We start from the raw sequence: 15,591 nt of genomic DNA, 5'->3' as shown, positions 1-15,591 counted from the left end.
ATTTATATATAGATGTAACTCCTTTATCAGTAGTTGAAAATAAGCAGAAAAGAATTAAAAGTTTAGGCTTTTAACGTAGAATTTTTTGCTTGAACATATTGTTCAGTATCATTCTGCAATAATTGTCATAGCTCTTAACATTGGCAACTTTAAAAGGTTTGGTTTGCGCCCAGTAAACAGGAGAAAGTGTTGAAAGGTTAAACAGTGTAGCTTCCCACAATACTTGATCAGGCTCTTCCTTATTTTGAGCAGAACCTTCTATGTCAACTTGCGAGGCTCGATAGTTTAATATGCGTTTGTAGTAATAAGAACTGGTGAACTTGTCTGAATAGTTACTGGGATGTTTATAATCTTTATTGTCATCTAATAATGCAATAGTTAATACGGCATCAATACCTTGATTGCAGAGTACAACATAAGTTTGTTCTAGTTCCATGTTTGCAAGGCCTTTATAGCCAAATGTCTCTAGCGCAGAAACAGAATGGTGACCATGATTACTTAGTGTTTTTACAAAACAATCTTCTATATTCTTTCTTACTTCAAATAAAGAATCATGTACAATGCTTACAACCAGGATCTTATTCAGCCTAACCCTTGGTTTATTTTGCTCTTTCCAGACAGAGAGTTGAGAAAATGAAATGCAAGAATTCGCCAATAGCAAAATAAAGACAGCTTTATAGATAAGGCTCTTCATGCTATATTCAACAATCAGTAAATAGAAGTGGTAGTAATGCTCAAATCCTAATAACATACAAAGTTAGCCCCATTTTTACTCTGGTTCCTTGGATCAGAGTCAAGGGAAATGTTGATAGTTGTCAGATTTGCTGAAGGGCTTATTTGAAATACTTGAATTGATGAGTTCTTTTTGTGTTCACGCTTTTAAAAGTTCACCTGTTAGTTGAAAGGAACTTGTGAACTCTTTTGAAAGTTGTATAATAGCTGCTGGACATTATGAGATTGCTAAAATTTCTTTTATTGTCTTTCGTTATTAGAAAAAGGAGGCTAATAATTTTAAGAAAAACTCTTGAATAATTAGCTTTATGTACGTTCTTGATCTACCCTTACAACTTTAATCATTACAGATAACTGCGATAGCTAATTAGCAAAATCTTTCTCAATGAAAAAGATTCTTGTTATAGAAGATAATATTTCTCTGTTGGAAAATACGGCAGAGCTACTTGAGCTCTCGAATTATCATGTGTTAACGGCAGAAAATGGCAGACAGGGGATTGAAGTGGCTATCAAAGAAAAGCCCGATCTGATATTGTGTGATATCATGATGCCCGAAGTGGATGGATATGGTGTGCTGCAAGTACTCAATCAACATTCAGATCTCAGTCGCACACCTTTTATTTTCTTATCGGCAAAGTCGGATCGTAGTGATTTCCGGAAAGGAATGGATCTTGGTGCTGATGATTACATATCAAAACCATTTACAGCTACAGAGCTATTGAATGCCATACAGCGGCGGCTTCAGAAGTCAGAATCCATCAGGCAGGTATTTGCTAAAGGGATTAAAGACGATAATCAGCTATACTTGTCCGTTTCAGGAGAGCAGACGCTTAACCATTTTATTGATGGGAGAGGGATCAGTAATTTTAAAAAGAAACAAGTAGTTTATTTTGAAGGAAATCATCCTTTATTTCTTTTTCATGTAAAAAAAGGTAAGGTAAAAACCTTCAAAACGAATGATGATGGTAAAGAGTTGATAACCGGGTTATATAATTCCGGTGAGTTTTTTGGGTATGTCTCTATGTTAGAAGGTGCCACTTATAAAGAAACAGCGCAAGCAGTAGAAGATGCAGAACTGATTTCTATACCCAAGTCTGAATTTGAAGAATTGATTTATCATAATGCAGAGGTAGCTAAATCCTTTATTAAGTTGCTATCACATAACCTGGTTGAAAAGGAGCAACAGTTACTAAACATAGCCTATAACTCCTTACGCAAAAAAGTAGCCGATGCCCTTTTGCTTATGAAGGAGAAACTATCTTACGCACAACCCGAAGGCTTGCATTCCATTCAATTAAGCCGCGAAAATATGGCTGCCATAGCCGGAACGGCAACGGAATCGTTTATTCGCACGTTAACAGATTTTAAAAATGAAAAGCTGATTGATATAAAGGATGGACATATTGTTATTCTAAATGAAGTCAAGCTTAAAAATATGCGCAATTAAGTATGCTGTCAGGTATTACGTTAGCAGTACAGTCGTTTAATGAATAAGACCAGAAGATAAATCACTTAAATTTTTTAAGCTGTTATTATCGGTATTATTGGTTTGTATCCATGCGCCGTTGACTTTTTGAAAAATTTGAACATTTAATCCAAATAGTTTCTTGAATTCATTTTCTATGTGTCCTGCACTATCTGTTGAGAATATAATTAAGTTTCCAGGATCATGAGTTTTGTGAATGCTGGCAATAACCGTATTGGGGTCTATTAGTTGTTCTGCAGGTGAAGATTCTTTAAAGTGATGCGGCTTTTTATAAAACTCAATCTTTAATGCTGGGAAGCTTTTTTCAAATTTCTCTTGTATTTCAGCTATGGTCATTGAATCATCGATGTGCAAGATCATTTTTGCTTAATTTTTATTTATGTGCAATAAATACTGGCAATCGATGTGAGCCTATGGCTTCACTTACAAAGCTTTTATGAAACATAGAAGCAAAGCCAGATTTGGCATAGGCGCCACAGACTAAGAATGCATTGGATTCTTCGTTTAACCAGGTAGCAAAATGTTTTCTGGAATCGATCTGCAGCCGTTCAATATTTAAATTAGGGAAGTGATGCGAAACCAATTCTGTGATGTGTTCTTCAGAAGGTAAGCCCTCCTTCTCGTCTTTACTTACATAGACCAATAGTGTTTCATTCTGGCACAAGTCTGGAAAAAGGTAAGCGAATTGTTTAATGGCATAAACGGAAGAAGGATTGCCATCGTAGGCCAAAATATTACGAGTAGGGAAGTTAAAGGCTTCAGGAATTACAATAACAGGGCATTCAGCATGGTGGATAGCATCTTCCATATACTCATTGGTCGAGTTCTTCAACATGTTTTCATAGAACCTTTCACTACTAATAATTAATAGATCAGCATACCTGGATTCTTTTTTAAGCTCGGGAAGTGCGAAGTCATAGAAGTCCTTATGAATGGTGTATTTAATGCCATAGCGCTGGCATAATTCTTCAAACTGCTGAATCGTTTTTTGAATAGCTTCAGTTTCTTCTTCTTCGACTAATGGGATAAAGCCTGGGCCAGCCATGGCAGTACCATAACTCCATAAGTTGGCATAATTTACCTGTGGTACAAATACGCCAGTAAGCAGAATTGGATGCATTTGATTGAGTTCGCGGGCCAGCGCAAAAGCTCCATCTGAAAACAAAGTGCCATCAAAGGCAATGACAATTTTATTCATTATAGAAGGTTTGGTAGCAAGAAGTTTTGTCTAGGGCGCTGCTTTTTGCAGCAGATCTTGTTTACACAAGGAGACCTTCCTTCCAATTAATGTTCAGCATTATTTGTACCAATTTCTTGTTTCAGGTAATAATGGAATGACTAGAGTTTGTACTAAGCTCGAAAACGGGTAGTAAATTTTTATACCATGTCTGTACTAATTCTGGTTATTGGCTATAGCATTTTTGGGAGTCGCAAAGGATACATTGTATTTAAATACAACATAAGGAGACGATAAGCTGTAGATTACCTGTATTTATATAGACTCAGGTTATCCTTTCTTTATCCTCAGGTTATCCTATAAAAGAATAGTAGTTGAAATAGAAGTTTCATTTAGATGAAAGAAGGTAGTAGTGCCCTGAAAAACCGGGACATTATTTGAGTAGTTAGCTGTTAAAAAGAGGGGAGTTGGGAGTTTGTTTATAAGCCATAACTCGATTCTGTTCCTAAACTCACTAATGTGGCACCGTTTTTTCCGTCAACAATTATTATTAACTATAAAAGTTTTTAATGTATGAAAGACAAAAACAAAGACCGGTCAAGACCTGGTCCACAAAAGCAAGATGCCAGCAATTCTATTGGTAATCAGCAAAATACCACTCAAACAGGTGCTCAAAATGCTGGAGGTAGAAACCGCGAGCAAGTTGAAGACCCATTCGCCGATGACTTGCGTAAGTCTGGAAACCGACCAAGTGGTAATAGAAAATGAGAGCGGTTTAGTTCGTAAAGAATCAATTGTATGAAATAGTACGCCCAAGCTCAGCTTGGGCGTCTTGTTTTACAGTAGGATAGGAGGGCTGGTAATGAGCGTCAGAAATCCAAGCTTAAGGCGCTTTCCTCGGATATATTTGATTGATCGGGTATTAGAAAAAATCAATATTAAAAGGCTTTTGTAGGCTGTAAGCCTGTATTGCTGAGTTATTACCAATCAAAAAGCGGATTTGTGTGTTATTTAAACAATCTATTTATACTTTTTTGTATAAATGGGCGTAATTTTGCGCCATGAAAACAGAAGTATTGCAGCCGGAGAACAATATCCTTGATGATAGCCGCAGTGAGATTGAAAAAGTGGTCATCAGTGAGTATAAATATGGCTTTGTAACCAATATTGAAGCTGATGAGGCTCCCAAAGGCCTTAACGAAGATACGATTCGCTTCATTTCTGCTAAAAAAAATGAACCAGCGTGGATGTTGGAGTGGCGCTTAAAAGCTTTTGCACAATGGCAAAAGATGACAGAGCCACATTGGGGTAATTTGAACTATACACCTATTGATTATCAAGATATTATATACTATTCTGCACCCAAGCAAAAGGTAAAACCTAATAGTTTGGACGAAATAGATCCTGAACTGCGCAAGACTTTTGAAAAACTAGGTATCTCCCTAGATGAGCAAAAGCGCTTGACTGGTGTGGCGGTAGATGCCGTAATCGATAGCGTTTCTATTGCTACTACTTTTAAAGAGCAGCTGGCCGAGCTGGGTATTATCTTCTGTTCCATGAGCGAGGCTATTGAAAACCATCCTGACCTGGTTCGTAAATATCTAAGCTCTGTTGTACCGGTTACAGACAACTTCTTTGCCGCTTTAAACGCTGCCGTATTTAGCGATGGTTCTTTTGTATATATTCCTAAAGGTGTTCGTTGCCCAATGGAACTGTCTACCTACTTCCGTATCAATGCAGAGAATACAGGCCAGTTTGAGCGTACACTGATTGTGGCTGACGAAGGAAGCTATGTTAGCTACCTGGAAGGCTGTACTGCGCCTATGCGTGACGAGAATCAATTACATGCTGCTGTGGTAGAGCTGATTGCTATGGATAATGCCGAGATTAAATACTCTACTGTACAAAACTGGTATCCTGGTGATAAAGACGGTAAAGGTGGTATTTACAACTTTGTAACAAAACGTGGTATCTGTAAAGGAAATCACTCTAAAATATCCTGGACACAGGTAGAAACCGGTTCTTCCATTACCTGGAAGTATCCAAGCGTTATCCTGAAAGGAGATAACTCTATCGGTGAGTTTTATTCTGTGGCCGTTACCAATAACCATCAACAGGCTGATACCGGTACTAAGATGATGCATCTGGGTAAGAATACCCGCAGCCGCATCGTATCGAAAGGTATCTCTGCCGGCGTGAGTAACAATAGTTATCGCGGATTGGTGCACGTAAGTAAGAATGCTTCTAACGCACGTAACTTCTCTCAGTGCGACTCCCTGTTGCTAGGTGATAAATGTGGTGCACATACCTTCCCTTATATAGAAGTTAAAAACCACACTGCCGTAGTAGAACACGAAGCCACGACCTCTAAGATCGGTGAAGACCAGATCTTCTACTGTAATCAACGAGGTATTGATACAGAAACAGCCGTAGCGCTGATCATCAATGGCTTTGCCAAAGAGGTAATGCAGCAGCTGCCAATGGAGTTTGCTGTAGAAGCTCAGAAGCTCCTTGCTATCAGCTTAGAAGGTAGTGTTGGATAATTAGCTGATTAGCTGATTTGGTAATTAGCTAATGAAAGAATCAAAAACAATAATTAGTAAATAATAATTAATAAGCGATAATGTTAACGATAAGGAACTTACATGCAAACATTGACGGTAAAGAAATCTTAAAAGGTATTAACCTGGATATCAAACCTGGTGAGGTGCATGCAATCATGGGCCCTAATGGATCTGGTAAAAGCACATTGTCTTCTGTACTGGCTGGTCGTGCAGATTTTGAAGTAACAGAAGGCACTGTTGAATTCCAAGGTAAAGACCTTTTGGAGTTATCTCCTGAAGAAAGAGCAGGTGAGGGTATCTTCCTGGCTTTCCAATACCCGGTAGAAATTCCAGGTTTGACAACTACCAACTTCATTAAGACCGCTGTAAATGAAGTACGAAAATACCGTGGTGAAGAACCCTATGATGCTGTACAGTTTCTGAAATTGATGAAAGAAAAAATGAAGATGGTTCATATTGACCAGTCTTTATTAAGTCGTTCCTTGAATGAAGGTTTCTCCGGTGGTGAGAAGAAGCGTAATGAGATCTTCCAAATGGCTATGCTAGAACCTAAACTGGCTATCCTTGATGAAACGGATTCTGGTTTGGATATCGATGCTATCCGTATTGTAGCCAATGGTGTAAACCAGCTGCGTAATAAAGACAATTCGGTACTGTTGGTAACGCACTACCAGCGCCTGCTGGATTACATTGTTCCTGACTATGTGCATGTTCTATATAATGGACGTATTGTAAAATCAGGTACTAAAGAACTGGCGTTTGAGCTGGAAGAAAGAGGATACGACTTTATTAAAAACGAAGTGAATGAGGGGCAGCAAGCCTAAGTCCTCACCACTAAACCACAAGGCATGAACACTATAGAAACGATCAAAGAACGATATCAACAAATACAGTCCAAAAACGGCAGCAGTGTGCTGACGAAGTTGGAACAAAACGCCTTTGATGCTTTTAACAAGCAGGGTATCCCTACTGTTAAGCACGAAGAGTGGAAGTACACACGCATCAGCGGTGTATTTAATAAAGACCTGGCAATGGCCTCTGCGCCTGCAACCAGTTCCATTTCTGCAGAGAATTTGGATACTGTACGCCTGCCTGGTTTTGAGCAAGCCAATGAACTGGTATTTGTGAATGGTTTTTATAATCCTTCACTATCTACTATTCGCTCTTCTTCCCTGGAAATACAGTCGTTGGAAGAAGCTGCACACAACGAGAACCAAGAATTAGTGCTGAAGCACTTAGGACACAGCGGCCGCTATATTAAAGATGGTATTCACGCCCTGAATACGGCCTTTGCTCAGGAAGGTGTGTTTATCCAAGTAAAAAGAGGTAAGATAGTAGAGCATCCTGTATATATCTATCATATTACAGATGCCCGCGAGACTAATATATTAGCACAGCCACGCAGCCTGGTGCATATAGGTGCAGCAGCGCAAGTAGACTTTGTAGAGAACTATGCTACCATTGGTGCTGCGGAAAGCTTTACCAACCAGGTATTAGAAATGGTAGTAGAGCAGGATGCCGTTGTTGAATATTATAAGATTCAAAACGATGCGCCTCATACCAACCAGGTAAGCACAACGCACTTCCGCCAGGTTGGGAAAAGTGTGGTACATGCTGTAACCATTTCATTGAATGGTGGTATTGTACGCAACAACCTGAACCTGTCTTTAGAAGCAGAATATTGTGATTCTTATATGTACGGTTTGTATTTCTTAAAAGGAAATACTCACGTTGACAACCACACGGTAGTGGACAATGTGATGCCGAACTGTCTCAGCAATGAATTGTATAAAGGCATTATCGATGATAACGCTACGGCTGTTTTCAACGGTAAGATCTATGTGCAGAAAGATGCACAGAAGACCAATGCATTTCAGTCTAACAAAAACATTCTGCTCTCTGAAAATGCTACCGTTAACACGAAGCCACAGTTGGAAATCTTTGCAGATGATGTAAAGTGTTCACACGGCTGTACTGTAGGACAGTTAGATGAAGAAAGTATGTTTTACTTACAGTCAAGAGGTGTGTCAGAGCCTACGGCCAAGTCGTTGTTAGTGCATGCCTTTGCGGTTGATGTTTTGGAGCATATTAAGTTGGATCCAGTACGTGAATATGTTGATCAATTAATTTCTGAACGTTTAGATGTTGAATTAGTATGATAGAACCTGCCATAATAGAAACCAGTTTTGATGTGTATGCAATTCGTCAGCAGTTTCCTGTATTGAACCGTGAGGTAAAGGGGAAACCATTGGTGTATTTTGATAATGCGGCTACTACCCAAAAACCGCAAGTGGTGATTGATGCACTGGTCAATTATTATACAGGCTATAATGCTAATATCCACCGCGGTATTCATACGCTGGCTGAGGAAGCTACTGCTGCTTTTGAAGCTACCCGCGATGCGATAAAGGAGTTTGTGAACGCTGAAAGTCGTGAGCAGATCATCTTTACAAAAGGAACAACTGAAGGGATCAACCTAGTAGCACAAACCTGGGGCCGCCAGAATATCCAGGCTGGAGATGAAATTATCATCTCTAACATGGAGCACCACTCTAATATTGTTCCATGGTATATTTTATGCCAGGAGAAAGGGGCTGTTCTGAAAGTTATTCCTATCAGCGATGAAGGTGAATTGGATATGGAAGCTTTTGAAAAGCTTTTAAGTCCAAAGACCAAGCTGGTTTCTGTAGTACATGTATCCAATGCATTAGGTACTATCAATCCTGTAAAAACTATCATTGAAAAAGCTCACCAGGTTGGTGCGCTGGCCTTGGTAGATGGTGCACAGTCTACGGTGCATTTGGACATTGATGTACAGGCATTGGGTTGTGATTTCTTTGTTTTCTCTTCTCACAAACTATATGGTCCCACAGGTATGGGGGCCTTATATGGTAAAAAGGATATTCTGGAAGCAATGCCTGTTTACCAGGGTGGCGGAGAGATGATCAAAGAAGTTTATTTTGATAATATTATTTATAATGACCTGCCTTACAAGTATGAAGCAGGTACTCCTAATATTGCCGATGCTATAGCGTTTAAATCTGCTTTAGATTTTACAAAGGGTATTGGCAAGGAAAATATTCGCCAGCATGAAAATGAGTTGTTGGCTTACGCTACAGCTCAGCTGGAGGCTATTCCGGGCTTGCGGATCATTGGTCAGGCCAAGCAAAAGATCAGTGTGATCTCTTTTGTTATCGATAATGTTCACCCACAGGATATCGGTATTTTATTAGATAACAGAGGTATTGCTGTAAGAACTGGTAATCACTGTGCGCAGCCATTAATGGATCGTTTGTGTATTCGTGGTACAACAAGGGCTTCTTTTGCTATGTACAATACAAAAGAAGAAGTAGATGTATTGATCGCTGGCTTACAAAAGGCCATTAAACTATTAGCATAAGAACATGAGGGAAAATCAATCCATAGAGGCTATTGAGCAGGAGATTGTTGAAGAGTTTTCTCTCTTTGACAGTTGGGATGATAAATATGAATACATCATTGACCTGGGAAAGAAGTTAGCACCATTGGAAGATGTACATAAGAAAGATGAGAATAAAGTAAGGGGCTGTCAATCTACGGTTTGGTTAGTAGCTGATTACCAGGAAGGCAAAGTAATGTATAAGGCTGATAGTGATGCTATAATTGTAAAGGGTTTGATCAGTATGCTAATCCGTGTGTTGTCGGGCCAAACGCCTGATGCCATTATAAACACGCGCCTGGATTTCATTAATGAAATAGGTATGATGGGGCACCTGGCGCAGACACGCTCTAATGGCTTGTTGGCTATGGTGAAACAAATGAAGAATTATGCTTTGGCCTATAAAGTGAAAGATGCTTCTCTCAATAATTAAGGGTGGATGGTGAGAAATCGTGAAACGTCAAACGTGTGACGTGAAAGGGGGCTACAGAGGACAGTACACAGTTGACAGAAGAGAGTGGTCAATGGTAAACATTCTTGAGGGAGTAATTTTAGAAATTAAATTATTATAGATACAAATGGATACAGCAGCATTGCGGGATAAGGTTGTAGAATGCTTACAAACCATATTTGATCCGGAAATACCTGTGAGCATTTATGAGTTAGGCCTTATCTACCGTATTGACATATTGCCTATAAATAACGTACAGATCACTATGACGCTGACTGCACCTAGCTGTCCGGCGGCACAAACCATACCTGTGGAAGTAGATCAGAAAGTGCGTGAGATAGAAGGGATCAACGATGTACATGTGGTAGTAACCTGGGATCCACCATGGGATAAGAGCATGATGTCTGAGGCGGCGCAATTGGAATTAGGTTGGCTGTAAAGACGTGAAAAGTGAAATGTCAAAAGTGAAAAGGTATTTAAATTTCACGTTTCACGTAGTATTTAATGAATCTAAAAAATAGTAAAACACATTTTTTTTAAAATAGCATGAAGATCACCGCCCAGGAAGAATATGGCTTACGTATTATGATACGTATTGCCTCCTGTAAAGACCAGGACGGCATGAGCATTCCTCAGCTAAGTGAGGCAGAAGGAATTAGCCCTCACTACGTAGCTAAGTTGACCCGCAGTTTGCGTATGGCTGGTTTTATTAATAGCACACCAGGCTACAAAGGCGGTTATGTATTGGCTATGCCTGCACAAGAGATTGTTATCAATCACGTGTTGAAGGCACTAGGTGGAGCTCTGTTTGACTCTTCATTTTGTGGTACACATGCCGGAACGGTAAAGCTCTGCACGCATTCAGTGGACTGCTCTTCCCGCTCTCTATGGCAAATGGTGCAACTAATGATCGATCAGTTTCTAGACCAAGTAACCCTGCATGACCTGGTGAATAAAGAAAAAGATTCTAACCGCATATTTGCGCAGATGGTTGAACAGTTCAATCGCACGCTAATACGTCAGGAATAAAAAAGATTTACAATTGTATTAAAGGGGCTAACAAGCTCCTTTTTTTTGTTTGTACATGTGATCTCTAGATCACACGATTAACTTAATAGAGTATAATTGCCCAATCCCGCTAATCCCTTTCCCATCCATTCTATGCACGGTCTGATTTTGGTAGACCCTTTTATATGAAAAGGCTTCACGAGGATACCGGTGAACATCATCAACTTCGCAGGAACCTGGTTGATCATCTTTTTAAACATGGTATTGAGGACCGACGTGTGTTGAATGCTATAGCTACTATACCCCGCCAATATTTTATGTTGCCACAGGATGAGTCTGTAGCTTATGTGGATCGAGCCTTTCCAATAGGGGAAGGACAAACGATATCACAACCTTATACGGTGGCCTATCAATCACAGTTGCTGGATGTGGAAAAAGGTATGAAAGTATTGGAGATCGGAACTGGAAGTGGTTACCAGGCCGCTGTATTAGCCGTTATGGGAGCTGATTTATATACCATTGAACGGCAAAAGAAGCTGTTTGATAGGAATCGGAATTTTGATTATCTACGAGGGTTTAATAATATCCATTTCTATTATGGTGATGGTTATGAGGGGTTGCCTGCTGATGCACCCTTCGATCGCATTCTAATTACAGCTGCGGCGCCCCAGGTTCCACAACCCTTAGTGCACCAATTGGCAAGAGGCGGAAAGTTGGTATTGCCTTTGGGAGAGGCACCTGTGCAACGCATGGTGCGTATTACAAAACACCACGATGATTCAATAACTGAAGAAACTTTTGATAAGTTTTCCTTTGTTCCCATGTTGAAGGGAAAGCAAGAGTAGTAAAGGTTGAAGATCTCAAAAAGCAATAACTGCCTGCTATTTCCGCAGAAGTAGAATTGAAAAAGGGATTGTTGTTTCTCGTATTGCATTAAGCTCTGCAATAATTGGCTAAGCTTATTGTACTTATACGTTAACAGCTGAAGCTGGTTTTTTCTTATTTGATCAAGGGTTGCAAAGAAAAAGGACTTAAACAGATGAATATTCGTTTTTAAAGCATTAACTTAATAGGAGCTTATCTCTTCTATAAGAGCTGTATTCTTCATTATCCAATCTTATCTAGGGAACCAAACATTGCACAAAGGGAATTTGTTAACCCTTTATGCCTTTTTGTGTAATGGCTTTCCATCCGCTTTGCAACTGTAATTAAATGAATCCTCTATTTTGTTGCAGTTACACTACTCTATAAACTGATGCTACCTTATTTAAAAATTTATGAACGCAGGTTTATAAATGGGAAACAAATTAAAAGTCGCTTCTCTTCAAGATCTCGAGTGGAAATGGAAAGTACTTGCGATCATTTTTTTGCTTGCTGTTATTTCCTTTCATTCTGACCTACTGGCACAGCCACCAACTTGTTTTGTAAAAATTAATAATCCGCCAGCAGGGTGCAAACCAGTGGACTTAACTGCAGTTGCTATTACAGCCGGTAGCGATGCAGGGTTAGCCTATACCTATTGGATAGATGTAGGTGCTACAGTTTCTCTGGCTAATCCAAGCTACGTTACCCAAAGCGGCACTTACTATATAAAAGCAACTAATGGAAGTGGTTGTAATACAGTGAAGCCTGTGGTAGTAAACCTGGTTGGAGGACCAACTGGGAACATTAGCCCTGCAACAGGTACCATTTGTAAGGGAGAACAGTATGGGTTAGTAGTTACTACAGCAGCCGATTCTTACCAATGGTATAAAGACGGCGTTGCGATTTCTGGAGAAACTTCGCGTAGCATATTAATAACAGAAGGAGGAGTCTACACTGCTGATATAATCAAAGATGGTTGTGTAGGTAAAGCATCAAATGAGAGTGTTATTACAGATGCATTTGAGGAAGAGGTAACAATATCTCCCTTCCGACTGACCATATGTAATGGTGGTTCTGGTTTGTTAACTGTAACCGGCGGCGATTCTTATCAATGGTATTTGAATGGAAGTGCTATATCTGGGGCTCAATCATCCATTTATATGGTTACAGAGCCAGGTACCTATACCATTGATGCAATCAAAAACAATTGCACCTGGCGCGAGGCTGCTGTGGCCTATGTAGAGTTGCGGGAGGAATTGGATGGGCCATTAAATCCGGCATCAGCCATTTTGTGTCCGGGTGATTCTATAACCCTTTCGGCTGAGGGTGGTATCACTTATAAATGGTATAAGGACAATGTATTGATCGCGAATGCAACCACTGATTCATTTGTAGTTAAAGAACCGGGTATTTATACTTTTGAATTGTTTAGAGGTGAATGTAAGGGTCGGTCATCAAATAGTGCTATCATTAAAGCTGGTGTTGTGCCAGTTGGAACTATTTCGCCTACCACTGCTGTTGTTTGTGGAAAAGATGCGGTAACCTTAAAAGCTGTAGGTGGTGTGCGTTATAAGTGGTATAGAAATGATATGGCGATAGAGAATGCTACTACAGCTTCTTATGCTGCTTTACAACCCGGAACCTATACCGTCAGTATCTTCAATGAGGATGGGTGTATAGCAAAATCCTCTAATGAAAGTATTGTAAGTCAACAAGCAAAGCCTGTTGGTACTATTACTCCAGCTACACTAACCATATGTAGTGGGAGTGCAGGAGTCTTAACGGCTAATGGAGGTGATGCATACCAATGGTTCCATGAGGGAGTTACTGTTAGCGGCGAATCTGCAGCGACCTTGAATGTAAAAGAGAGTGGTATCTATACTGTAGTTATACAATCAGGAAGTTGTAAGGCTCCTGCTACTAATCAAGCCAATGTAATTGTAACTCCAAAACCCAAAGGGGAGATTACTCCCGGAACGCTTACTATCTGTAATGGTAGTATGGGTACACTTACTGTTAGTGGGGGAACATCCTATCAATGGTATAGGAATGGAGTTGTCATAAATGGTGCTACACAAGGTACGCTCACTATTAGCGAGGCTGGTTTATACACGGCAGATATTATCAAAAATGACTGTAAAGGGAAAGCCGGAAATGAAGTGAAGGTTACTGTTAGTGACAAGCCTGATGGTTCCATTTCGCCTGCTGTTGCAGGTATCTGCGAGGGCGCCTCTGTTACCCTGACAGTAAAAGGCGGTACCACGTACCAATGGCTAAAAGATGGCCAAATTATTAGTGGAGCTACTGCTGCTACTTATAATGCAAGCACGCCCGGGCAATACAGTGTTACTATACATAATGGACAATGCAGTGGTCCATCCTCTAATACGGTTACTGTTAGTTATAACAAACCAATCATTTTTAAAACAGGAGCTACACTTGCTGGATGCACCGTAGCCAATGGTATCATTGAAGTTGGTTCTGTTGTGGGAGGAAGCGGTGCAGGTTATCAATATTCAAAAGACAATGGTCAAACATATCAAACCGAAAATGCATTCAGAGGTCTTGCCCCTGGCCAATATCAAATAGTTGTAAAAGACGGCACCGGTTGTAAAAGTGAACCGGTAAGTGTTTCAGTAAAGCAAATTGAAAATACAATAACTGTCTCTGCTGCTCCAATTGATATTGTATGTGGGCAGCAATTTGGAAAAGCAACTATAAGCGCGGCAGGTGGTGTAGCTCCGTATACGTATAAACTGAATGACGGTACAGATCAATCTGGTAATGTATTTACCAATTTAGCATCAGGTAATTACGCTGTACGAGTAAAAGATGCAATGGGATGTACTGCCGAGACAAAGTTTGCCATCAAGCAACTAAATTCAACCATAACAGCTACCGCTACTGTTATTGATCCTAAGTGCAATGAAACAAAAGGAAGGGTGGAAGTGGCGGCAACTGGTGGTACACCCGGTTATCAATTTAGTCTCGATAATGGAGTATACCAAAATAGTTCAGCCTTTACTAATGTAGTGATAGGTAAACACAGCATAAGGGTAAAAGATAACGTGGGATGTATATTAGAAATGACACTCGAAGTTAAAAAAGGCGCCGGTACACCATCGTTGGTAGTTAACAATCCAGCTCCAATATGTGCTGGCTCAACTATAAACCTAAAGGATGCTGCTATTACAGCGGGGTCAGAAAGCGGATTAGTCTACACTTACTGGAAGGATGGAGATGCTACCAGTGCACTATCTAATCCAGAGGCTGTTGATGCAGGTAGATATTTTGTAAAAGGCACCAATGCGGCAGGTTGCTTTACGATCAAGCCTGTGGAGATTACCATTAATAATACGTCAAGCGGTACTATTTCACCCGCCGATCTCGCTACAATATGTAATGGAGAATCTAAAATACTAACTGCAAGCAGCGGTCTTTCATACCAGTGGTTTAAAGACGGCGTAGCTATAAATGGAGCAATAGCTGCAACTTATAAAGTAACACAGGCAGGTCGCTATAGTGTAATGATCAATAATGGTACTTGTACTGCCTTAGCATCAAATACAGTAGTTGTAAAGTATCAGGTATGTGTACCCACAGGGGAAACAAGGGTATTTGTACCAACGGCGTTTACGCCTGATCGAAATGGTGAAAATGATGTGCTGATGCCTTACTTCATCAATATCCGTCAATTGGTGCTGTTTAAAGTGTATAACCGCTGGGGGCAACAGGTTTATCAAACAAATATCATAGGGCAGGGGTGGGATGGTACAATCAATGGAACACCGCAGCCTGGTGAAACGTATAGCTGGATATTAGAATGTATTGACAATGATGGTAAGGTTATCCGGCAAAGCGGAAGAAGTGTATTAATCAGATAATTGTTTG

14 protein-coding genes are annotated in these 15,591 nt (G+C 40.1%); 11 read left to right on the top strand and 3 right to left on the bottom strand.

Annotated elements, in window-relative coordinates; all coding sequences use genetic code 11:
• Positions 1-70: 70 nt before the first annotated feature.
• Complete coding sequence (locus SY85_RS04975) at positions 71-751, bottom strand: hypothetical protein (RefSeq protein ID WP_066402086.1); 681 nt, start codon at positions 749-751, stop codon at positions 71-73.
• Between the two features lie 366 nt (positions 752-1,117).
• On the opposite strand from SY85_RS04975, the gene SY85_RS04970 reads away from it, so the two are divergent.
• Complete coding sequence (locus tag SY85_RS04970) at positions 1,118-2,179, top strand: response regulator (protein ID WP_066402085.1); 1,062 nt, start codon at positions 1,118-1,120, stop codon at positions 2,177-2,179.
• A 36-nt stretch (positions 2,180-2,215) separates the two neighbouring features.
• Here SY85_RS04970 and SY85_RS04965 read toward each other — a convergent pair whose 3' ends face one another.
• Complete coding sequence (locus tag SY85_RS04965; RefSeq protein WP_066402084.1) at positions 2,216-2,578, bottom strand: hypothetical protein; 363 nt, start codon at positions 2,576-2,578, stop codon at positions 2,216-2,218.
• A 13-nt stretch (positions 2,579-2,591) separates the two neighbouring features.
• Complete coding sequence (locus SY85_RS04960; protein ID WP_066402083.1) at positions 2,592-3,416, bottom strand: universal stress protein; 825 nt, start codon at positions 3,414-3,416, stop codon at positions 2,592-2,594.
• A 552-nt stretch (positions 3,417-3,968) separates the two neighbouring features.
• Between SY85_RS04960 and SY85_RS04955 the strand changes: the two genes are divergently transcribed.
• The 10 genes from SY85_RS04955 to SY85_RS04910 all read left to right on the top strand — a co-directional run bounded on the left by SY85_RS04955 (position 3,969) and on the right by SY85_RS04910 (position 15,584).
• A complete protein-coding gene (locus SY85_RS04955; protein ID WP_066402082.1) occupies positions 3,969-4,163 on the top strand; it encodes a hypothetical protein in 195 nt (64 codons plus the stop codon).
• Between the two features lie 293 nt (positions 4,164-4,456).
• Positions 4,457-5,938, top strand: coding sequence for a Fe-S cluster assembly protein SufB (sufB, locus tag SY85_RS04950; protein ID WP_066402081.1), 1,482 nt, complete (start codon positions 4,457-4,459; stop codon positions 5,936-5,938).
• Positions 5,939-6,018: 80 nt separating this feature from the next.
• Positions 6,019-6,783 (top strand): Fe-S cluster assembly ATPase SufC, encoded by a 765-nt coding sequence (sufC, locus tag SY85_RS04945; RefSeq protein ID WP_066402080.1) that lies wholly within the window; start codon positions 6,019-6,021, stop codon positions 6,781-6,783.
• A 24-nt stretch (positions 6,784-6,807) separates the two neighbouring features.
• Positions 6,808-8,118, top strand: a complete 1,311-nt coding sequence (gene sufD / locus SY85_RS04940) for a Fe-S cluster assembly protein SufD (RefSeq protein WP_066402079.1) — start codon at positions 6,808-6,810, stop codon at positions 8,116-8,118.
• Positions 8,115-9,359: a cysteine desulfurase gene (locus SY85_RS04935; protein ID WP_066402078.1), complete on the top strand. Its 1,245-nt coding sequence runs from the start codon at positions 8,115-8,117 to the stop codon at positions 9,357-9,359. Before sufD ends, SY85_RS04935 begins: the two co-directional genes overlap by 4 nt.
• 4 nt (positions 9,360-9,363) lie before the next feature.
• Positions 9,364-9,810, top strand: a complete 447-nt coding sequence (locus SY85_RS04930) for a SufE family protein (RefSeq protein ID WP_066402077.1) — start codon at positions 9,364-9,366, stop codon at positions 9,808-9,810.
• Positions 9,811-9,955: 145 nt separating this feature from the next.
• On the top strand, positions 9,956-10,267 hold the full coding sequence (locus SY85_RS04925) for an iron-sulfur cluster assembly protein (protein ID WP_066402076.1): 312 nt from the start codon (positions 9,956-9,958) through the stop codon (positions 10,265-10,267).
• 107 nt (positions 10,268-10,374) lie between these two features.
• A complete protein-coding gene (locus SY85_RS04920) occupies positions 10,375-10,857 on the top strand; it encodes an RrF2 family transcriptional regulator (protein ID WP_066402075.1) in 483 nt (160 codons plus the stop codon).
• 164 nt (positions 10,858-11,021) lie between these two features.
• Positions 11,022-11,681 carry a protein-L-isoaspartate(D-aspartate) O-methyltransferase gene (locus SY85_RS04915; protein WP_066402074.1) on the top strand — a complete coding sequence of 220 codons (660 nt, stop codon included), beginning with the start codon at positions 11,022-11,024 and terminating at the stop codon, positions 11,679-11,681.
• Between the two features lie 450 nt (positions 11,682-12,131).
• Positions 12,132-15,584 carry a T9SS type B sorting domain-containing protein gene (locus tag SY85_RS04910; RefSeq protein ID WP_066402073.1) on the top strand — a complete coding sequence of 1,151 codons (3,453 nt, stop codon included), beginning with the start codon at positions 12,132-12,134 and terminating at the stop codon, positions 15,582-15,584.
• Positions 15,585-15,591: the final 7 nt, after the last annotated feature.

The sequence above is a fragment of the Flavisolibacter tropicus genome, assembly GCF_001644645.1.
Taxonomy (GTDB): Bacteria; Bacteroidota; Bacteroidia; order Chitinophagales; family Chitinophagaceae; genus Flavisolibacter; species Flavisolibacter tropicus.
This window is presented reverse-complemented; position numbering and strand designations above follow the sequence as displayed.

Coding starts and splice junctions, on each gene's coding strand:
- SY85_RS04915 (WP_066402074.1), top strand. CDS start 11,022: ATGAAAAGGCTTCACGAGGATACCGGTGAACATCATCAACTTCGCAGG.
- sufC (WP_066402080.1), top strand. CDS start 6,019: ATGTTAACGATAAGGAACTTACATGCAAACATTGACGGTAAAGAAATC.
- SY85_RS04960 (WP_066402083.1), bottom strand. CDS start 3,416: ATGAATAAAATTGTCATTGCCTTTGATGGCACTTTGTTTTCAGATGGA.
- SY85_RS04955 (WP_066402082.1), top strand. CDS start 3,969: ATGAAAGACAAAAACAAAGACCGGTCAAGACCTGGTCCACAAAAGCAA.
- sufB (WP_066402081.1), top strand. CDS start 4,457: ATGAAAACAGAAGTATTGCAGCCGGAGAACAATATCCTTGATGATAGC.
- sufD (WP_066402079.1), top strand. CDS start 6,808: ATGAACACTATAGAAACGATCAAAGAACGATATCAACAAATACAGTCC.
- SY85_RS04970 (WP_066402085.1), top strand. CDS start 1,118: ATGAAAAAGATTCTTGTTATAGAAGATAATATTTCTCTGTTGGAAAAT.
- SY85_RS04930 (WP_066402077.1), top strand. CDS start 9,364: ATGAGGGAAAATCAATCCATAGAGGCTATTGAGCAGGAGATTGTTGAA.
- SY85_RS04910 (WP_066402073.1), top strand. CDS start 12,132: ATGGGAAACAAATTAAAAGTCGCTTCTCTTCAAGATCTCGAGTGGAAA.
- SY85_RS04935 (WP_066402078.1), top strand. CDS start 8,115: ATGATAGAACCTGCCATAATAGAAACCAGTTTTGATGTGTATGCAATT.
- SY85_RS04925 (WP_066402076.1), top strand. CDS start 9,956: ATGGATACAGCAGCATTGCGGGATAAGGTTGTAGAATGCTTACAAACC.
- SY85_RS04965 (WP_066402084.1), bottom strand. CDS start 2,578: ATGATCTTGCACATCGATGATTCAATGACCATAGCTGAAATACAAGAG.
- SY85_RS04975 (WP_066402086.1), bottom strand. CDS start 751: ATGTTATTAGGATTTGAGCATTACTACCACTTCTATTTACTGATTGTT.
- SY85_RS04920 (WP_066402075.1), top strand. CDS start 10,375: ATGAAGATCACCGCCCAGGAAGAATATGGCTTACGTATTATGATACGT.